The organism is Herbiconiux sp. 320_LB, from assembly GCF_059691755.1.
Genome location: NZ_JCAWAD010000005.1, coordinates 305,531 through 324,790, shown reverse-complemented (window position 1 = coordinate 324,790; position 19,260 = coordinate 305,531). Strand labels below are relative to the sequence as shown.

Sequence of the window (19,260 nt, the reverse complement as noted above, 5' to 3'; positions counted from 1 at the left end):
CTGCCGAGGTCTGCCCTACGGGGTCAGGCGGGTCGGTCCGCGGAAGAGGTAGACCACTTCGCGCAGGTTCGTCTGGTGCAGCATGAGCATCAGCACGCGCGAGAGCCCCATGCCGAATCCGCCGTGCGGCGGCACGCCGTAGCGGAAGAAGTCGAGGTAGAACTCCAGCTCCTCGGGGTCGAGCCCCTTCTCCTTCGCCTGCTCGATCAGCACGTCGACGCGGTGCTCGCGCTGGGCGCCGGTGGAGATCTCGACACCGTTGTAGACCAGGTCGTAGCTGTTCGTGATCGTCTCGTCGGCGGCGTTCCGCATGTGGTAGAACGGCCGGATGCTCGAGGCGTAGTCGGTGAGGAAGACGAAGTCGTGCCCGAACGTCTCCTTGACGTAGGCGGCGATCTGGCGCTCGCCCTCCGGGTCCATGTCGTCGTCCTCGCGGGGCACGACGTAGCCGCGCTCGGCGACGATCCGCTTCGCCTCGGCGAGCGGGATGCGCGGGAAGGGCTGGGTGGGGATCTCGATGTCGACGTCGAAGAGCGCCTTGATCTCCTCGCCGTGCTTCTCCTTCACCGCGGTGATGCCGGCGACCATGAGCTCTTCGTGCAGCTGCATGACGTCTTCGTGCGAGTCAATCCAGGAGATCTCGGCGTCGACGCTGGTGAACTCGGTGGCGTGACGGCTGGTGAAGCTCGGGTCGGCGCGGAACGCCGGGCCGACCTCGAAGACCTTGCCGAAGCCCGCGGGCTGCGCCATCTGCTTGAAGAACTGCGGGCTCTGCGAGAGATAGGCCTTCGTGTCGAAGTACTCCACCTCGAACAGCTCGGCGCGCGACTCGCTCGCCGAGGCCATCAGCTTCGGGGTGTGGATCTCGATGAAGTCGTGCTCGACCCAGTAGGTGCGCCAGGCGTGCTCGAGCGTGGTCTGCACGCGGAAGACGAGGTTCATCTCCGGGCGGCGCAGGTCGAGGAAGCGCCAGTCCATCCGCTTGTCGATGCCGGAGTCGGCCGCGATGGGCGTCTCCGGAATGGCGGCGGTCTCGACCTCGAGCGTCGCGAGCTTGACCTCGATGCCGCCGAGCTTCACGCGCTCGTCGTGCTTGAGCTCACCGGTCACCGTGATGAAGGAGCCCTGCGCGAGACCGGAGATGGTCTCGGCGACGGCCTCGGTCTCCTCGGTGCGCGGGTTCACCAGCTGCACCGCCCCTGACTCGTCGCGCAGCACGACGAACTGCACCTTCTTCTGATCGCGAACCGTGTCGACCCATCCGGAGACGGTGACGGGGCCGTCTTCGAGGGCGGCGAGGTTCTTGACGAGGGTGCGGGGGCTCTGTTCGGTCACGGTAGAGGAGTCTACCCGCGCCGATCAGGCGCGGCGGGCGGGAACCGTGCGGGTGGGGATGCGGCGGTAGCCGTCGGTGCGCACGGCGCGAACCGTGGCGACGACGCCGGCGAGGGAGACGAGGGCGAATGCGGAGAGGGTGATGAGGGTCATGGGTAAGCCTTTCTGTCCTCTATTCCAGCCGTCACGACTGTTCAGCACAAGTGCAGAGTTCTACACCCCTGGTGTAGCTCGCCTTCACGATTCAGGCCCTCTCGGCGGATACACGGCAATCCCGCTCGTACACTTGATTCCGTGCCTGCCCGCCAACTCCACCTCGTCCGTCACGGTGAGGTCTACAACCCCGACGAAGTGCTCTACGGGCGACTCCCGCACTTCGGTCTCTCCGACCTCGGCAAGCGGATGGCGTCGGCCGCGGCCGACGACCTGATGGCCCGCGACCGCACGGTCGCCGCCCTTTACACGTCGCCGCTGCAGCGTGCCCGCGAATCCGGCGAGCCGATCGCCGCCGGCCTCGGTCTCGTGCCGAGCATCGAGGACAGGATCATCGAGCCGACGAACGCCTTCGAGGGTCGGCGGATGAAGGGCCCGGGCGGTGCGCTCCGCGACCCGCGGATGTGGCGCTTCCTCTACAACCCGTGGCGGCCCGCCTGGGGCGAGGCCTTCACCAGCATCTCGGCCCGGATGCTCGCCGCGATGACGGACGCGTACGCCGCGGCCGCGACCATGGCCGCCGAGGGCGGCGTCGACGGCGACGTCGTGATGGTCAGCCACCAGCTCCCGATCTGGATGGCGCACCGCACGGTCGTCGGCGAGCGTCTCGCGCACGACCCGCGGAAGCGCCGCTGCGCACTCTCCAGCATCACGACCTTCGAGCGTCGCGACGGGCGGTTCGTCGAGGTCGGCTACAGCGACCCGGCCGCGCCGCTGGCCGCCTCTGCCCTCGACGTGGGAGCCGTATGAGGTCCCGACTCCGCATCGCTCTGGCCGCGACCCTGGCCGCGACGGCGCTCGCGCTCGCGGGCTGCACCGCCGACCCGCTCGCACAGCAGTACCTCGACGGCAGCAACAAGGGCTACATCTCCGGCGACGGAACGGTCACCGAGGTCAAGGTGCCCGATCGCGGCGAGCCCGTCTCGTTCACCGGCACGGACGAGAAGGGCGACACCGTCTCCTCCGCCGACTACGCCGGCCAGGTGCTGGTGCTCAACTTCTGGTACGCCGGCTGCGCGCCCTGCCGCGCCGAGGCTCCCGACCTCGAGAAGCTGAACGGCGAGTTCGCGGGCAAGGGCGCGGAGTTCCTCGGCGTCAACGTGCGCGACCAGGCCGCCACGGCCACCTCGTTCTCCGAGACCTACGGCATCAGCTACCCCTCGATCATCGACACCGACGGAGCCATGCAGTACGCCTTCGCCGGCACGGTGGCGCCGAACGCGGTGCCGACCACGCTGGTGCTGGACCCCGAGGGGCGCGTCGCGGCGCGCATCCTGGGCCGGGTCAGCGACCCGTCGATCCTCGAGACGCTGATCAAGTCGAACCTGCCGGGAGGCGAGGCGGGCTCCGGCGCCACCGCGCCCGCCCCGACCCCGACGGCCGGCTGACCCGGTGGGCAACCCCTTCGCCGAGGTGGTGCTGAGCGGCCAGCTGCTGCTCGCGATCCCGATCGCGCTGCTGGCCGGGCTCGTCTCGTTCGCCTCGCCCTGCGTGCTGCCGCTCGTGCCCGGCTACCTCGCGTACGTGGGCGGCATCGCGGGCGTGGGCACGGAGGCCGACGACTCGGCGCCCGCGGCGGTGCGCGCGAAGAAGGCGGCCCGGCGGCGGATGCTGCTCGGCATCGCCCTGTTCATCCTGGGCTTCTCGGTCATCTTCCTGGCCTACTCGGCGGCGTTCGGCGCCCTCGGCACCTGGCTGCTGGTCTGGCAGGACTGGATCACCCGGGTCATGGGTGTCGTGGTCATCGCGCTGGGGCTGGTCTTCATCGGCCAGTTCAGCTTCCTGCAGCGCACCTTCAAGCCCTCCTGGCGGCCCGCGACCGGGCTCGCCGGCGCCCCCATCCTCGGCATCGTGTTCGGCCTCGGCTGGACCCCGTGCATCGGGCCGACCCTCGGCGCGATCCAGGTGCTGTCGCTGACCAGCGGTTCGGCCTGGAGCGGCGTGCTGCTCGGCCTGTTCTACTGCATCGGGCTCGGCGTGCCGTTCCTGCTGGTGGCGCTGGGGCTCAACTGGGTCACCGGGTCGGTGCGCTTCCTCAAGCGCCACATCCGCACCATCAACATCGTCGGCGGTGCGCTGCTCGTGGCCATCGGCATCCTGATGGTCACCGGACTCTGGTCGATCTGGATCTACCAGATGCAGGCGGTGATCAACGGCTTTGTCTCGCCCATCTGATCACTACGAGTCGACCGCGGCTCCCGCTCCGGCGCCCGGCAGCGACGACGTCACCCTGCCCAAGCTCGGCCCCGTGGGCTGGCTGCGCTGGTTCTGGCGTCAGCTCACCAGCATGCGCACGGCGCTGTTCCTGCTGCTGCTGCTCGCCTTGGCGGCGGTTCCGGGTTCGCTCGTGCCGCAGCGGGCCGCCGACCCGAACGGCGTCACCCAGTACTTCGTCGACAACCCCGACCTCGCGCCGGTGCTCGACAAGGTGCAGGCCTTCGACGTCTACACCTCGGTCTGGTTCTCGTCGATCTACCTGCTGCTGTTCATCTCGCTGATCGGCTGCGTGATCCCGCGCACCAAGCACCACTTCGACGCGCTGCGGGCCAAGCCGCCGCGCACCCCGGCCCGGCTCTCGCGGCTCGCCGGTTTCACGACCCGCGACCTCTCCGGCGGCACGACCACCGCGGCCGCGGTCGTCGACGACGCCCGCGTGCTGCTGAAGAAGCAGCGCTACCGCACCGTCGTATTCAGCGGGGTCGACGCCAGGACCGGCCGCGAGACCGTGTCGGTCTCGGCCGAGCGTGGCTACCTGCGTGAGACCGGCAACCTGGTGTTCCACTCGGCGCTCGTCGGCATCCTGCTCACCGTCGGGATCGGCGGGGGCTTCGGCTACACGGGCCAGCGCGTCGTCGTCGAGGGGCAGACCTTCGTCAACACCCTGCTCGCCTACGACTCCTTCAGCCCCGGCCGGTTCTTCAGCGACTCGCAGCTCTCGCCCTACTCGATCACCCTCGACTCGTTCTCGGCCACCTACGAGACGCAGTCGCTCAAGGCCTTCGGCCAGCCGCTGGACTACAACGCCGCGGTGACGACGACGGATGCCGACGGCACGACCGCGCAGAACGACATCACGGTCAACGGGCCGCTGGACATCGGCGGCACCAACGTCTACCTGCTCGGCAACGGCTACGCGCCGACCATCACCGTGCGGAACCCGGCCGGTGACGTCGTCTTCACTGACTCGGTGCCCTTCCTGCCGCAGGACGCCTCGCTCACCTCGCTCGGCGTGGTGAAGGTGCCGGACGGCCTGCCCGCCCAGGTCGGGATGATCGGGTTCTTCTACCCCACCCAGGCGGTCTCGTCGTCGGGTTCGTTCTACTCGTCGTTCCCCGACCTGCAGTACCCGGTGCTCACCCTCAACGTCTACGACGGCGACCTCGGGCTCGACGCGGGCGTGCCGACCTCGGTCTACTCGCTCGACACCGACGGCATGACCCAGCTCACCGGCGGGGCCACGGGCGTCGACTCGGTCGAGCTGAAGCCCGGCGAGACGGCCGACCTGCCGAACGGACTCGGCACGGTGACCCTCGACGGCGTGAAGCGCTTCGCCTCGTTCGACGTGCACCACGACGCGACCCAGGGCTGGATGCTGCTGTTCTCCATCCTCGTGCTGGGCGGTCTGCTCACCTCGCTGTTCATCCCGCGCCGCCGGCTCTGGGTCAAGGCGACCGAGCGCGCCGACGGCACGATCCACGTCGAGTACGCGGGCCTGGCCCGCGGCGACGACCCCCGGCTGGTGGATGCCGTCTCCACGCTGGCCACGCGGCATTCCGCCGATTTCGACTCCTCCTCCGCCGCCCTCGACACCAAGGTTTAGGCTCTACCCGTGACGCAAACCCTCGACGAGATCTCGATCATCCTCATCTACTCGGCCATGGCCGTGTACGCCATGGCGTTCGTGTCGTTCGCGCTCGATCTCGCGCGGCGCTCCTCGACGGTCAAGCGGGTCGTCACCGCCGAGGCGATGGTTCCCGAGGTCGTGGGGGCGGCGCCCCGCTCGGGGTCGTCCTCGGCCCCCGTGCCGTATTCCGCCCCGGCCGGTTCGGGTGGTCCGGGCGATGCGGGCGGCGAGCGTCCCGACCTGGTCTCGCTCGACGGGCGCGATGAGAACGGCAAGCGCTCGATCGCGCTGCGCCTGGGCGTCTCGTTCACGATCCTGGCCTTCGTCATCCAGGTCGTCGGCGTCGTGCTCCGCGGCATCGCGGCCGCTCGGGTGCCGTGGGCCAACATGTACGAGTTCTCGATCACCGGCACCGTGCTGATCGTGGCGGTCTTCCTCCTGCTGCTCCTGCGACAGGACCTGAGGTTCCTCGGCACCTTCGTCACCGGCCTCGTGCTCGTGCTGCTCGGCATCTCGTCGGTCAACTACTACGTGGCCGTCGCCCCGTTGCCGCCGGCGCTGCAGTCGGCGTGGCTCGTCATCCACGTGCTCGTCGCCATCCTCGGCACCGCGTTCTTCGCGCTCGGCGGGGCCCTGTCGGTGCTGCAGCTGCTGCAGACCCGCGGCGACGCCGTGTCGCGGATCGGGTCGGCCCTGCGCCTGCGGTTCCTCAAGACGCTGCCGGACGCCGAGACCCTCGAGCGGCTCGCCTACCGGGTCAACATCGTGGGCTTCGTGCTCTGGACCTTCACGCTCATCGCTGGCGCCATCTGGGCCGAGCGCGCCTGGGGCCGGTACTGGGGGTGGGACACCAAGGAGGTCTGGACCTTCATCATCTGGGTGATCTACGCCGGGTACATCCACGCCCGGGCGACCCGCGGCTGGCGGGGGTCGCGGTCGGCATGGCTCGCGGTCATCGGGTTCGCGGCGGTGCTGTTCAACTTCGGGGTCGTGAACGTGTTCTTCAAGGGGCTGCACGCTTACTCGGGGCTGTAGGCCTTTGGGTCTGTAGGCCTGGCGTCGCGCTCTAGGCGCGCAGGAGGGCGTGGGTGCGGGTGACGCGGTCGCGCCACCAGGCCTCGCGGTCGGGGTTCGCTCGGAACCGCTCCAGGTGCGCGGGGTCGACGACCGGCCGCTCCACCGGGATCCGGCCGTCGCGCGGCACCAGGCTCCGCCCTTCGGCCACGACGTCGCCCTCGAACAGGTCGACGGTCGCGAGGCCGCAGTCGTAGTCGAGGGCGGGCAGCGCGGCAGCGAGGTGCGCCCCGATCGCGATGCCCACCGAGCTCTCCAGCGCCGACGAGACCACCGCCGGCAGGCCCGCCTCGGCGACGACGGCCATGGCGCGGCGGATCCCGCCGAGCGGCTGCGCCTTGATCACGATCAGGTCGGCCGCGCCGGCCCGGGCGACGGCCACCGGATCCTCGGCCTTCCGCACGCTCTCGTCGGCGGCGACCGGGATGCCGAGGTAGTGGATGCGCTCCCGCAGCTCGGCGAGCTCCTCGACGCTGGCACAGGGCTGCTCCACGTACTCGAGGTCGAATCCGGTCAGGCGGTGCACGGCGTGCTCGGCCTCGTCGACGTTCCAGCCGCCGTTGGCGTCGATCCGGATGCGGCCCTCCGCTCCGAGGATCTCGCGCGTGCGGCGCACCCGCGCCACGTCGTCGTCGAGGGTCTGGCCGCGTTCGGCGACCTTGACCTTGACCGTGCGGCAGCCGTCGTAGTGGGCCAGCACTTCGGCCACCCGCTCCGCCGCGACGGCCGGGAGGGTGGCGTTGACCGGGATCTCGGTGCGGAGCGGATCGGGCACCCGGCTCCAGCCGAACTCGATCGCAGCCCGCAGCCAGGCGGCGGCCTCGGCGTCGTCGTACTCGGGGAAGGGGGAGAACTCCGTCCAGCCCTCGGGCCCCTCGATCAGCGCCAGCTCGCGCACGGTCTGACCGCGGAACCGGGTGTGCAGGGGGATCGCGACCACGTGCATCCGCTCGAGGAGGTCGTCGGAGGAGGGGAGCGGGGCCGGGCTGCTGTCGTCGATCACTCCACAAGTCTCCGGTTCGGCCCGCTTGTCCACAATCTCGGACCCCACGCAGCCGCCCCGGAGCCCGGGCGTAGGCTTTGAGCATGACCGATCGCACCACCGTCTCCGAGATCTTCGACCCCGCCGAATGGGTGGTCGCGCCCGGTTCCGAGAACTTCACCGACATCACCTACCACCTCGATGTCGAGGGGCGGGTGGCGCGGATCGCGTTCAACCGGCCCGAGGTGCGCAACGCCTTCCGGCCCAAGACGGTCGACGAGCTCTACGCGGCGCTCGACGACGCCCGGCAGAACCCCCGCGTCGGGGTCGTGCTGCTGACCGGCAACGGCCCGAGCCCGCGCGACGGCGGCTGGGCGTTCTGCAGCGGCGGCGACCAGCGCATCCGGGGCCGTGACGGCTACAAGTACTCCGACGAAGAGACGGCGGCGGGCATCGATCTCGCCCGTTCGGGTCGGCTCCACATCCTCGAGGTGCAGCGGCTCATCCGCTTCATGCCGAAGGTCGTCATCGCGGTCGTGCCCGGCTGGGCGGCCGGCGGCGGGCACTCGCTGCACGTCGTCTGTGACCTCTCGATCGCGAGCGAGGAGCATGGGCGGTTCAAGCAGACGGATGCCGATGTCGGTTCGTTCGACGCCGGCTACGGCAGCGCGTACTTCGCCAAGCAGGTGGGGCAGAAGTTCGCGCGCGAGATCTTCTTCCTCGCCGAGGAGTACAGCGCGCAGCGGGCCTACGAGATGGGGGCCGTCAACGCGGTCGTGCCGCACGCCGAGCTCGAGACCGAGGCGCTGCGCTGGGCGCGGGTGATCCTCGGCAAGTCGCCGACGGCGATCCGGATGCTCAAGTTCGCCTTCAACGCCACCGACGACGGGCTGGTCGGCCAGCAGGTCTTCGCGGGCGAGGCGACGCGACTCGCCTATGCGAGCGACGAGGCGGTCGAGGGCCGCGATTCCTTCCTCGAGAAGCGGGCTCCCGACTGGTCGTCGTTCCCGTACCACTACTGATGGGCGCGCGGGGCGGCCGGGCGGCTGCCGTGGGTGCTGAAGTGCGTGCTGCTGCGCCTGCTGCGGCGTTTGACGCTGCGGGTGCGGCTGCGGCTTTGGCTGCAGTGGTAGCGGAGGTGGCTCTGTGAGTCGGCCGCTGCGGGTGCTGCGGGGGGCGAGCCCCGAGGCGATGTCGGCGGCGCTGCGGGCGGCGATCGCACACGACGGTCCCGCCATCCTGCCGCGTGAGCCGCTCGGTCACGGAAGTCGAGGATCGGACGAGCTGCTCGGCGACCCGGCCGTGGTCGAGGCCGGTCGGGTGCCCGACGAAGTGGCGCCGGCGGTGGCGCTGGTGATCGAGACCTCGGGCAGCTCCGGGGTCCCGAAGCGCGTCGCGCTGAGCGGCGACGCACTCCTGGCGTCGGCCGCGGCCTCGGAGGGTGTGCTCGGCGGGCCCGGGCAGTGGCTGCTCGCCCTGCCGACCCACTACATCGCCGGCGTGCAGGTGCTCGTGCGGTCGATCGCCGCCTCGACCAGCCCGCTCGCCCTGCCGCGGGGGCACTTCTCGGCCGCGCAGTTCGCCTCCCTCGCGCAGGAGCTGACGGAGCCGCTGCGGTTCACCTCGCTCGTGCCCACGCAGCTCGCGCGGCTGGTGGAGGCGGCAAAGGACGACGACGGGATCCGGCGGGCGGTGGCCCGCTTCGACACGATCCTCGTCGGGGGTCAGGCGCTGCCTGAGATCCTGGCGGCGCGGGCGGCCGACCTGGGGTTCCGTGTCGTTCGCACCTACGGATCGAGCGAGACCGCGGGCGGCTGCGTCTACGACGGCCGGCCGATCGGTCGAACGCGCGCTCGAGTGGTCGGCGGCGAGCTCGAGCTCACCGGGCCGTCGCTGGCCGAGGGCTACCTCGACGACGCGGCCCTCACGGCCGACCGGTTCGTCGTCGACGACGGGGCGCGCTGGTACCGCACCAACGACGGCGGCACCGTGACAGGCGGCATCGTCGAGGTGTCAGGCCGACTCGACAACGTGATCATCTCGGGCGGTGTCAAGGTGTCGCTCGACCGGGTGGAGCGCATCGTGCAGACCCTCCCCGGCTTCGAGCAGGCCGTGGTCGTGGGTCGCCCGAGCGAGGCCTGGGGCCAGGTCGCGGTGGTCGTGCAGGAGCGGGCAGCTGGTGCGGCGCTCGCGGAGCCCGCGGCGGTCGCTGGGTCCGCGGCGCTCGCGGCGCCGGGTGCCGGCGCTGAGCTCGAGCGCGTGAGGCGGGCGGTGGTCGAGGCGGCGGGACGCGCGGCGGCCCCTTCCGCGATCGTCGTGCTCGACCGCATCCCCCGTCTGAGCTCGGGCAAGCCCGACCGCGTGGCCCTGGCCGAGCTCGCCGCCGCCCCCCTCTAGCCCTCCCCGCCCGCACCCCTTCGCCGAGAAGTCACCTTCACGTCCAAACCCGCGCGGGTAGACGTAAAAGCGACTTCTCGCTGCACTCGTGGCCACCTTCAACCGACGCGCCCACCTCACCCATCTCGCCGAGAAGTCACTTTCACGTCCAAAGGGGCGCGGGTTGACGTAGAAGTGACTTCTCGGCGAGAGGGGGTGGGGCGGGAACGGGATCGGGAGGGGACTCGCGGGGGCGCTGGGTAGAATCGGGGCCGATGTCCAAAACGAAGAAGCGCCCCTCGGGTCACCCCGCGCGCACCGCCGCGCGCGGCCAGAAGTCCCCCGCCCCCGCCGGCCCCCGTTCGGCGGCCGGAGCCTGGATCGCCGGGGCGCGTCTTCGCACCCTGACGCTGTCGATCGCCCCCGTCATCCTCGGGGCCGGCGCCGCGAAGGTCGAGCTCGACGACGTGTCGCGCTGGCTCTTCGTGCTCTGCCTGCTCGTCGCGATCTTCCTTCAGATCGCGGTCAACTACGCCAACGACTACTCCGACGGCGTGCGCGGCACCGACGACGTGCGGGTCGGTCCGCCGCGCCTCACCGGCTCCGGCCTGGTGCCCGCCAAGCGCGTGCTGGTCGTCGCCCTGGTCTTCTTCGCGCTCGCGGCGGCCGCTGGCCTCGCCATCGTCGTCATCACCGGTCACTGGTGGCTGCTCGCCGTGGGTGCCGCGGCGATCGCGGCGGGCTGGTTCTACACCGGCGGCAAGCATCCGTACGGCTACTACGCGCTCGGCGAGGTCTTCGTCTTCGTCTTCTTCGGGTTGGTCGCGACCGTCGGCACCACGTTCATCCTTCTCGGTGAGGTCAACACCGAGAGCTGGCTCTCCGGCATCGCCGCCGGGGCGATCGCCTGCGCGGTGCTGATGGCCAACAACATCCGTGACATCGACCAGGACAAGCTGGTCAAGAAGCGCACCCTCGCCGTGCTGATCGGGCGCACGGCCTCACGAGTCGTCTACGTGCTCTGGATCGCCGTCGCCTACGCGGTGCTCGGCTTCTTCGCGCTGCTGTTCCCGCTCGCCGTGCTGACCTTCTTCACGCTGCTGCTGACGCTGCCCGCGATCGTGATCATGCTCACGGCCAAGCGGCCGAAGGAGTACATCATCGTGCTGCAGCTGACCAGCCTGTTCGGGCTGCTCTACGCGATCGGACTCGGGGCGGCGTTCGCGTTCTGAGCCAGCGGCAGTGCCCGTAACGGGAGCGCTACTCGGTGCCTGAGACGCGGGATGCGCTCGGGGCCGAGCTCGGCCGCTCGACGGCATCGACCTCGACGGGGTCGTTCGCGACAGGCCGGTCGACGGCGGCGGTGGGCGCTCCGGCCTCGCCGGGCTGCGCGCCGAGCTGCTCGCCTGCCCCGGTAGTGGCCGCGGCAGCCTCGGGCTCCACGGCCTGGTCGACCGCCTGGTCCTCGATGTCCTCATCCTCGGTGCGACCGGTCGGCGCCGGGCTCGACGCCCGACCCCGGTTCTCCCGCGCCTCGTAGAGGGTCTGCGACGCCGCTTCCCGCGGCCGGCGGAGGAAGATCACCGAGACGCAGAGGGCGATGATCGCCGCGACGACCGCCGCGATCCACTGCTCGATCTGCAGCAGGAGCAGCACCGTGAGCGCGACCGCGAAGATGCCCAGGCGGATGAGCGTGTACACGAGCCAAGTGCGTCCAGGTTTCACGGAACAGAGTCTAATTCGTGCTTCCTGACCGCCCACCGGGGCCCCGGCGAACACGCAGTCGGCTCCCGGATCCCGGGGGTACAGTTACTGCATGGCTCGCGTACTCCTTGCCCTCGTCATCATCGTCGTGGCGTTCACCGTGTACGCGCTCGTCGACTGTCTGATGCTCCCGAAGGCCCGGGTGAAGGCTCTCCCGCGGATCGCCTGGGTGTTCATCATCCTGCTGTTCACGCCCATCGGCGGCATCCTCTGGCTGATCCTCGGTCGTGGCCGGCCGGTCACCTCGCCGCCGCGGCGGGCGATGGGGCCCGACGACGATCCCGACTTCCTCGGCACGATCCGCCCGGTTCACGATCCCCTCGAAGACGAGCGGATCCGTGAGCTCGAGAAGCGCCTCGCCGAGACCGACGACGAGCCCGACACCGGCAGAACCGAGCGGTGACCCCGAGCCCGGCGGCGACGTTCTCCGCCCGGCTGCTCCGGGAGTTCGTCGCTCTCGGCGTGCAGCATGTGGTGGTGTCGCCCGGATCCCGGTCGCAGGCCCTCGCCCTGGCCGCCGCCGCGGCCGAGGAGCGCGGCTCGATCGCGCTGCACGTGCGTCTCGACGAGCGCGACTCGGCGTTCACGGCCCTCGGCCTGGCCCGTGAATCGGGGCTGCCCGCCCTCGTGGTGACGACCTCGGGCACGGCGGCCGCAAACCTCCTGCCGGCCGTGGTGGAGGCCTCGCACTCCGGGGTGCCGATGATCGTGCTGACCGCCGACCGGCCGGCCCGCCTCCGCGGCACCGGCTCGAACCAGACGACCTGGCAGCCCGGTCTCTTCGGCCGCTTCGTGCGGGCCGAGGCCGACGTCGAGGCGCCGGTGGCGTCGGCGATCCCGGATGCGCGTGAGTGGGCGCGCTGGGCGTTCGCCGCGGCGACGGGCGCGGGTGCGGGGCCGGCTGTGGGCTTCGGTGCAGGCACTGCCTTCGGTGCGGGCTTCGCTGCGGGCGCAGGCTTCGGTGCGGGGCCGGTGCACCTCAATCTGCAGTTCGTCGAGCCGCTCTCCGGCGCGGTGATCGACGACGACGACCCCGAGGGCGAGGGCGAGCTGGAGGTGCTCGCGGCGGAGGTCGCGGCCGACGCGGGCGTTGACGGTGGTGCCGGTGTCGGTGCCGGAGGCGACGGCTCACGGGAGAGTCGGGTCGATGGCGCGCGGGACGGCGTGGCCGCGGATCGCGCAGCAGCTGCTATTCGCGGCGTGGGCGCGGGTGAAGCTTCTGCCGCCCGGGACGGCGTGGCATCGAATGGCGGAGTCGCTGCGATTCGCAGCGCGGACGCGGGTCGCGGCTCGGCGGCGCGGGAGGGTACGGTCTCGGATGGCGGCGCGGGACGGCCGACCGCATCCACGTCGCTGCATCTGCCGCGCGGGCCTCGCACGATCGTGATCGCGGGGGCCGACGCGGGTGAGGCCGCCAACGGGCTCTCGCTCGAGGCGGGGTGGCCGCTGATCGCAGAGGTGTCGAGCGGGTCGCGCTTCGGCCCGACGCTGGTCGGTGCTTACCGCACGCTGCTCGACGACGACGAGTTCGGCGGCCGGGTCGAGCGCGCGGTCGTGTTCGGGCATCCGACCCTCAGTCGCCAGGTGCCGGCCCTGCTGGCGCGCGAGGGGGTCGAGGTCGTCGTCGTGCGCGGGGCCGGCGAGCCCGTCGTGCCTCGACCGGGAGTCACGGTCGTCGATCAGGTGACCGCCGATGCCGACGACCGCTCCGACCGGGCCGCCCGCGCCTGGACCGGCCAGTGGATCTTCGCCGGACGCGAGCTGCTCGCCACCGAGGAGGCGGCCGACGAGGTCGCGCCCCCGCTGGTCTCGGCGGGTGGGCCGGGCGACCTGGTGGGCTCCCGCGACTTCGCGCGGGCCGAACTCGCCGCGCTGCGTGCCCCGATCACCCGCCGCTCGCTCGCGCGCGCGGTGTGGCAGGCCAGCTGGCCGCACGACCGGCTCGTGCTGGGGGCCTCCCGCCTCATCCGCGAATTGGATGCGGTGGCGCCCGGGAAACGCATCCGCGTGCACGCGAACCGCGGGCTCGCGGGGATCGACGGCACGGTCGCCACCGCCCTCGGCATCGCGATCGCAAGCCAGTTCGGCCCGAAGTGGGGTGGTGCCGCTGGTGCTGGTGCTGGTGCTGGCCCTGGTGCTGAGTCGGGCTCGGCTGTTCGGAGGGGTGCGGCCGGCCGGTCGGAGCAGGCCGCCGACCGTGGACGCACCGGCACGACCCGCGTGCTGCTCGGCGACCTCACCCTGCTGCACGATGCCGGCGGGCTGCTGCTGCCGCCCGGCGAGACGCGACCGCGGGTGCAGCTGATCGTGGGCAACGACGGCGGCGGAACGATCTTCGACGGCCTCGAGGTCGCCTCCACCGCGGAGTCCTCCTCGTTCGACCGCGTCATGTTCACCCCACAGCAGGTCGACCTCGCCGCGCTCGCCGCCGCCTACGGCTGGCAGCACCGCACGGTGACGACGCGGGGCGACCTCGACTCGGCGCTCGCCTCGCCGCCCGCGGGCACGAGCATCCTCGAGGTGCCGCTGGACCGGTGAGGCCGCCAGGCGCGCCCACGCGTCCACCGGTGCGCCCACCCGGGCCGTCGCCTGCCCGCCCGGTGAGTCCGCCGGGCCTTCTTGAGCCGGCCCGGTGGGCCTGCCGGGCCTTCCCGAGCCGCCTCGGTGCGCCCACCTGCCCCTCCCGTGCCCGCCCGGTGCGCACGCCCGGCCCTCCCGGGTCGGCCCAGCGCGCCTGCCGGGCCCGTCGGCGGTGCATCGGGTTCTGCACAGGCACGGGCGGCCGTCGATCCCCTCACAGCTTCCGGTGCCGCGGCCGGGGTGTCGGCCGGGCGAACTAGGCTCGACTCGTGACCCAGACATCCGCATCCGTTGCCCTCGACACCCTGAGCCGGGTCTTCGGGTACGACTCGTTCCGCGGTGACCAGGCCGAGGTCATCGACCATGTGATCGAGGGCGGCGACGCGGTGGTGCTGATGCCCACCGGTGCCGGCAAGTCGCTCTGCTACCAGGTGCCCTCGCTCGTGCGGCCCGGCACCGGCGTCGTGGTGTCGCCGCTGATCGCGCTGATGCACGATCAGGTCGAGGCGATGAAGGCGGTCGGCGTCAAAGCGGCCTTCCTCAACTCGACGCAGGATGCGGCGGAGCGCGCCGAGGTCGAGTCGGCCTACCTCGCCGGCGATCTCGATCTGCTCTACGTCGCGCCCGAGCGCCTGTCGTCCGAGGCGACCAAGCGGTTCCTCGAGAACGGCGAGATCGCCCTGTTCGCGATCGACGAGGCGCACTGCGTGTCGCAGTGGGGGCACGACTTCCGGCCCGACTACCTGGCGCTGGCCGAGCTGGCCGAGCGCTGGCCGACCGTGCCGCGCATCGCGCTGACGGCCACGGCGACCGAGGCGACCCACAAAGAGATCACCCAGCGCCTGTCGATGGGCAAGGCCCGGCACTTCGTGGCGAGCTTCGACCGGCCGAACATCCAGTACCGCATCGACCCCAAGAACGAGGTGCGCAAGCAGCTGCTCTCGTTCATCACGGGCGAGCACTCCGGCGAGGCCGGCATCGTCTACGCGCTCTCGCGCAACACGGTCGAGAAGACCGCCGAGTTCCTCGCCGCGAACGGGGTCGACGCGATGCCGTACCACGCGGGGCTGGATGCGCGGGTCCGCGCCCGCACGCAGGCCCGCTTCCTCCGCGACGAGGGGGTCGTCATCGTCGCGACCATCGCGTTCGGCATGGGGATCGACAAGCCCGACGTGCGCTTCGTCGCCCACATCGACCTGCCGAAATCGGTCGAGGGCTACTACCAGGAGACCGGTCGCGCGGGCCGCGACGGCCTGCCGTCGACCGCGTGGATGGCGTACGGGCTCAACGACGTCGTGCAGCAGCGACGCATGATCGACGAGTCGCCGGGCGACCTCGCGCACCGTCGCCGTCTCTCGGCGCACCTGGATGCGATGCTCGCCCTGTGCGAGACGGTGCACTGCCGCCGGGTCAACCTGCTCGCCTACTTCGGGCAGAAGAGCGAGCCCTGCGGCAACTGCGACACCTGCCTCACCCCGCCCGAGTCGTGGGACGGGACGGTCGCCGCCCAGAAGCTGCTGAGCACCGTCGTGCGACTCGATCGGGAGCGCAACCAGCGCTTCGGCGCGGGTCATCTCGTCGACATCCTGCGCGCGAAGCGCACCGACCGCGTGGCGCAGTGGGGGCACGACACCCTCACGACGTGGGGGATCGGGGGCGACCTCAGCGAGCAGCAGTGGCGCGGGGTCGTGCGCCAGCTGCTCGCGCAGGGTCTGCTCGCCGTGAACGACGACGGCTACGGCACGCTCGTCATCACCCCGGAGAGCGGTGCGGTGCTCTCGGGCGCGCGCCAGGTGTCGCTGCGGCGCGAGCCGGAGCGGCCGGCGCGTTCGGGTTCGGGTTCGGGCTCTGGTTCGTCCGGCGGGCGCGGGGGTCGGTCGGCAGCGAAGGCCGAGCTGTCCGAGGCCGACGGCGAGCTCTTCGAGGCGTTGCGGGCCTGGCGCGCGGCGACGGCGCGCGAGGCCGGGGTGCCGGCGTACGTGGTGTTCCACGACGCGACGCTCGCGGCCGTGGCCTCCCTGAGGCCCACGAGCGTCGAGGGCCTCGCGGGGATCCCCGGCATCGGAGACCGCAAGCGCGAGTCGTACGGAGAGGGCCTGATCGCCACGATCGCGGCCGGCGAGTACGTGCCGGCCGAGGGTTCCTCGGCGGGTGCGGGTGCCGGCTCGGGTTCCGGTGCTGGAGCGGGTGCAGGATCTGGCTTCGGTGCGGCGACCGGTTCTGGTGCGGCGTCCGGCTCGGGTGCCTCCGGCGCCGGCAGGTCGGGCTCCGGTCGGACTGCCGGTCGGAACGGGACCTCGGCGGGCCGTGGACGAGGGGGCCGCTCGACCCGGGGCTTCTCGGAGGAGGCCCCGTCATTCCCCGTGGACGCGCCGCCGGACGACGAGGCGCCGCCCTACGAGGAGTACCCGCCCTTCGACGACCTCCCCTTCTACGACGACGCGGACGCACCCCCCGAGCGCTTCTGACCGCCGCCGCCGGCATCGCCGCGCCCGGGCCGTCAGGCCGTCTTCTGACCACCGCCGGCTTCGCCGCGCTCAGGCCGTCTTCTGACCACCGGCGGTTTCGCCGCGCCCAGGCCGTCAGGCCGTCTTCTAACCACCGGCGGTTTCGCCGCGCCCGGGCCGTCAGGCCTTGGGTCGCGGGCTAGGCGGGGAGGGCGTCCAGGAGCGACTGCATGTAGGTGATCTCGCCCTGCTGGGCGAACACGATCGAGTTCGACAGGGCCAGCACCAGGGGGTTGGTGGTGCGCGCGATCGCCGCCTGGGCCATCTCGACCCCGCCCCGGTGGTGGGCGATCATCAGCTGCAGGAAGAGCCGCTCGGCGTCGACGCCGGTCAGCTCGGAGAGGCGGGTGAGATCCGCATCCGTCGCCATTCCGGGCATCGGCTGGCCGGGGACCATGTCGGCGGGCGTGCCGTCCGCGGGCGAGGCGCCGTTCGTCGCCGGAGCCGCCTGGCCCATGTCGTGGCCGTGGGAGCCGCCGGATCCGTCGAGGGTGGGCTGCAGCATCCACGTCATCTCGGGCTGTGACGACGCCTGCGGGAGGCCCCAGAGGTTCAGCCACGCGAACATCTGGCCCGACTGCTGGGCCTGGGAGGTCGCGATGTCGTAGGCCAGCTGACGGATCTCGGGGTCGTCGGTCTGCGTGCGGATGATCATCGCCATCTGCACGGCCTGGTCGTGGTGGGTCTGCATGTCGCGGGCGAACCCCGCCTCGACACTTGTGTCGGAGGGGGTCGCCACACGCGGGGCGGCGAGCCAGCCCGCCGCGAAGGCGCCGACGCCGAGCAGCACCGCCGCGACGATCGCCGCGAGCACCACCCGGCCGCGGTTGCGCGGGCGGGCGGCGGCGGCGGCCGAGCCGTCCGTCACCACAGCAGTGTCGGCCGTGCCAGCCGACCGACCAACAGAGCCAGCAGAGCCGGCACCCGAGCCGGCCGAGCCGCCCGAACCGCCGGCCAACCCGCCAGTCGAGCCAGCCGACCCGCCAAGACCATCCGCTCCCTCAGAGCGCACGGGGCTCAGGAGACCTTCCCGGGCCCGTCGACCCCGCCCGTGCAGGCGGCGCCGGGCTCCGGAGCATCGTTCGACCGCCAGAACTTGGTCACGAAGTCGTCGAGGCGGGTGTCGTCGACCCCGTCGAGGTAGACCTGGTTGCCCCAGGCCGATGCCACGACCGGAGCCGGGAGGCCCGGGTACGGCGAGAGCACGATGTACGTGCTCGGCAGCTTCGACCGCAGCGTCTTCACGCCGGCCTCGTCGACGATCGAAGGGTCGTAGGTCACCCAGACCGCGCCGTGCTCGAGGTCGTGCACCGCGTTCTCGTTGGGGACGGGCTCGGAGTAGACGCCGCAGTTCATCCAGACACCGGCGTGGTCGCCGCCGGCCGGCGGCGTCATCGCGTAGTCGACGGTGCCCGAGACGTGGTTCGCGGTGAGGTTCGGGTAGGTCTTGAGGTCACCGATCGAGATCGAGGCGGGGTCGACCTTGGGTGCCGCGCTCGACACGACGAAGGTGATGATGAGGCCCACGGCGAGCACCGCGGCGGCTCCTCCGCCGATCCAGGCGATGCGTCGGTTGCGCGTCTGCTTCTTCTGCTGGGCGACCATCTGGGCCACCTTCTCGGCACGGCGCGCGTCGCGCTCCTGCTTGACGGAGAGCTTCTTGGCCTGATCCTTCGCCTTCGGCGGGACGGGCGAGGAGGGCGAGGAATCGGAACGCGGAGACACGCTTCTCATTTCGATAGGAGGGTTGACGCTACAACTATTGCCAGGATGCCTGGAAGATCCATGTGCGCGCAACGAGCCGCGCCCGCATAGCCGCAGACGCATATGACTCATGTGAAGATCGGTGGATGCTCAAAGCAGTGGCGAAGACGCTGGCCCGGCCTCTCGCCAAGGTCGTCTACCGCCCGTCCGTGATCGGCCGCGAGCTGATCCCGCGCAGAGGTCCCGTGCTCTTCGCGAGCAACCACCTGAGCTTCATGGACAGCGTGGTGATCACCGTCATCGCCCCTCGTGACGTGCGCTTCCTCGCCAAGGCCGAGTACTTCACCGGCTCCGGCGCGAAGGGGCGCGCCTCGAAGGCCTTCTTCGAGGCGATCGGCGCCATCCCGGTCGACCGCGAGAGCGCGACCGCCGCCCAGGACTCGCTCGAGAGCGGCCGCGAGGTGCTCGAGAGCGGCGGCGCGTTCGCGATCTACCCCGAGGGCACCCGATCCCGCGACGGCCGCCTCTACAAGGGACGCACCGGGGTCGCCTGGCTCGGCCTCACGACCGGCTGCCCGATCGTCCCGGTCGCGCTCACCGGCACGGAGGACCTGCTGCCCGGCGACGCCCGCGTGCCCCGCATGGTCCCGGTCACGGTGCAATTCGGCGAGCCGATCGACTCCACCGTGTTCGGCGACGCCGACTCGGCCCGGTCGAGGCGCCGCCTCACCGACGAGGTGATGACGGCGATCGGCACCATGTCGGGCCAGGAGCTCGCGAACGCCTACAACGAGCCCCCGGCCGCGAACGTGGTCGAGCGGATGCGCCGGGTCCTGCACCGCAACGACCCCGTCTGACGCGCCAGATGCGCGCCGACCGCC

18 protein-coding genes are annotated in these 19,260 nt (G+C 71.4%); 12 read left to right on the top strand and 6 right to left on the bottom strand.

Features of this window, described 5'->3' with window-relative positions; all coding sequences use genetic code 11:
• Positions 1–15 precede the first annotated feature (15 nt).
• Both aspS and AC59HU_RS15015 read right to left on the bottom strand, forming a co-directional pair.
• The gene (gene aspS, locus AC59HU_RS15020; protein WP_497224226.1) at positions 16–1,335 is read right to left on the bottom strand and encodes an aspartate--tRNA(Asn) ligase; all 1,320 of its coding nucleotides are present in this window, start codon (positions 1,333–1,335) and stop codon (positions 16–18) included.
• 24 nt (positions 1,336–1,359) lie between these two features.
• A complete protein-coding gene (locus AC59HU_RS15015) occupies positions 1,360–1,488 on the bottom strand; it encodes a hypothetical protein (RefSeq protein ID WP_497224225.1) in 129 nt (42 codons plus the stop codon).
• 141 nt (positions 1,489–1,629) lie between these two features.
• Here AC59HU_RS15015 and AC59HU_RS15010 point away from each other — a divergent pair, with 141 nt between their 5' ends.
• Genes AC59HU_RS15010 through ccsB form a run of 5 tightly spaced genes read left to right on the top strand, consistent with a single transcriptional unit; the run spans position 1,630 to position 6,427 of the window.
• Positions 1,630–2,298: a histidine phosphatase family protein gene (locus AC59HU_RS15010; RefSeq protein ID WP_497224224.1), complete on the top strand. Its 669-nt coding sequence runs from the start codon at positions 1,630–1,632 to the stop codon at positions 2,296–2,298.
• Positions 2,295–2,936 carry a TlpA family protein disulfide reductase gene (locus AC59HU_RS15005; RefSeq protein WP_497224223.1) on the top strand — a complete coding sequence of 214 codons (642 nt, stop codon included), beginning with the start codon at positions 2,295–2,297 and terminating at the stop codon, positions 2,934–2,936. The genes AC59HU_RS15010 and AC59HU_RS15005 overlap by 4 nt, the downstream gene beginning before the upstream one ends.
• 4 nt (positions 2,937–2,940) lie before the next feature.
• Positions 2,941–3,723, top strand: a complete 783-nt coding sequence (locus tag AC59HU_RS15000; protein WP_497224222.1) for a cytochrome c biogenesis CcdA family protein — start codon at positions 2,941–2,943, stop codon at positions 3,721–3,723.
• Positions 3,707–5,368, top strand: a complete 1,662-nt coding sequence (gene resB / locus AC59HU_RS14995; RefSeq protein ID WP_497224221.1) for a cytochrome c biogenesis protein ResB — start codon at positions 3,707–3,709, stop codon at positions 5,366–5,368. Before AC59HU_RS15000 ends, resB begins: the two co-directional genes overlap by 17 nt.
• A gap of 9 nt (positions 5,369–5,377) precedes the next feature.
• Positions 5,378–6,427, top strand: coding sequence for a c-type cytochrome biogenesis protein CcsB (gene ccsB, locus AC59HU_RS14990; protein ID WP_497224220.1), 1,050 nt, complete (start codon positions 5,378–5,380; stop codon positions 6,425–6,427).
• A 31-nt stretch (positions 6,428–6,458) separates the two neighbouring features.
• On the opposite strand, the gene AC59HU_RS14985 is transcribed toward ccsB, so the two are convergent.
• A complete protein-coding gene (locus AC59HU_RS14985; protein WP_497224219.1) occupies positions 6,459–7,469 on the bottom strand; it encodes an o-succinylbenzoate synthase in 1,011 nt (336 codons plus the stop codon).
• A gap of 83 nt (positions 7,470–7,552) precedes the next feature.
• On the opposite strand from AC59HU_RS14985, the gene AC59HU_RS14980 reads away from it, so the two are divergent.
• From AC59HU_RS14980 to AC59HU_RS14970, 3 genes are all read left to right on the top strand, one after another.
• Positions 7,553–8,470 carry a 1,4-dihydroxy-2-naphthoyl-CoA synthase gene (locus tag AC59HU_RS14980; protein ID WP_497224218.1) on the top strand — a complete coding sequence of 306 codons (918 nt, stop codon included), beginning with the start codon at positions 7,553–7,555 and terminating at the stop codon, positions 8,468–8,470.
• A gap of 124 nt (positions 8,471–8,594) precedes the next feature.
• Positions 8,595–9,845 carry an AMP-binding protein gene (locus tag AC59HU_RS14975; RefSeq protein WP_497224217.1) on the top strand — a complete coding sequence of 417 codons (1,251 nt, stop codon included), beginning with the start codon at positions 8,595–8,597 and terminating at the stop codon, positions 9,843–9,845.
• Positions 9,846–10,099: 254 nt separating this feature from the next.
• Complete coding sequence (locus AC59HU_RS14970) at positions 10,100–11,056, top strand: 1,4-dihydroxy-2-naphthoate polyprenyltransferase (RefSeq protein WP_497224216.1); 957 nt, start codon at positions 10,100–10,102, stop codon at positions 11,054–11,056.
• Positions 11,057–11,084: 28 nt separating this feature from the next.
• Here the strand turns inward: AC59HU_RS14970 and AC59HU_RS14965 are convergent, their stop codons facing one another.
• Positions 11,085–11,549 carry a DUF4229 domain-containing protein gene (locus tag AC59HU_RS14965; RefSeq protein WP_497224215.1) on the bottom strand — a complete coding sequence of 155 codons (465 nt, stop codon included), beginning with the start codon at positions 11,547–11,549 and terminating at the stop codon, positions 11,085–11,087.
• 91 nt (positions 11,550–11,640) lie between these two features.
• Between AC59HU_RS14965 and AC59HU_RS14960 the strand changes: the two genes are divergently transcribed.
• From AC59HU_RS14960 to recQ, 3 genes are all read left to right on the top strand, one after another.
• Entirely contained in the window at positions 11,641–11,991 is a 351-nt protein-coding gene (locus AC59HU_RS14960; RefSeq protein ID WP_497224214.1) for a PLDc N-terminal domain-containing protein, read from the top strand.
• Positions 11,988–14,126: a thiamine pyrophosphate-binding protein gene (locus tag AC59HU_RS14955; protein WP_497224213.1), complete on the top strand. Its 2,139-nt coding sequence runs from the start codon at positions 11,988–11,990 to the stop codon at positions 14,124–14,126. The genes AC59HU_RS14960 and AC59HU_RS14955 overlap by 4 nt, the downstream gene beginning before the upstream one ends.
• Before the next feature lie 311 nt (positions 14,127–14,437).
• Positions 14,438–16,636, top strand: coding sequence for a DNA helicase RecQ (gene recQ, locus AC59HU_RS14950; RefSeq protein ID WP_497224212.1), 2,199 nt, complete (start codon positions 14,438–14,440; stop codon positions 16,634–16,636).
• Between the two features lie 178 nt (positions 16,637–16,814).
• On the opposite strand, the gene AC59HU_RS14945 is transcribed toward recQ, so the two are convergent.
• A complete protein-coding gene (locus tag AC59HU_RS14945; RefSeq protein WP_497224211.1) occupies positions 16,815–17,543 on the bottom strand; it encodes a DUF305 domain-containing protein in 729 nt (242 codons plus the stop codon).
• A 149-nt stretch (positions 17,544–17,692) separates the two neighbouring features.
• Positions 17,693–18,409, bottom strand: a complete 717-nt coding sequence (locus AC59HU_RS14940) for a thioredoxin-like domain-containing protein (RefSeq protein WP_497224210.1) — start codon at positions 18,407–18,409, stop codon at positions 17,693–17,695.
• A 116-nt stretch (positions 18,410–18,525) separates the two neighbouring features.
• On the opposite strand from AC59HU_RS14940, the gene AC59HU_RS14935 reads away from it, so the two are divergent.
• Positions 18,526–19,236: a lysophospholipid acyltransferase family protein gene (locus AC59HU_RS14935; RefSeq protein WP_497224209.1), complete on the top strand. Its 711-nt coding sequence runs from the start codon at positions 18,526–18,528 to the stop codon at positions 19,234–19,236.
• Positions 19,237–19,260 lie beyond the last annotated feature (24 nt).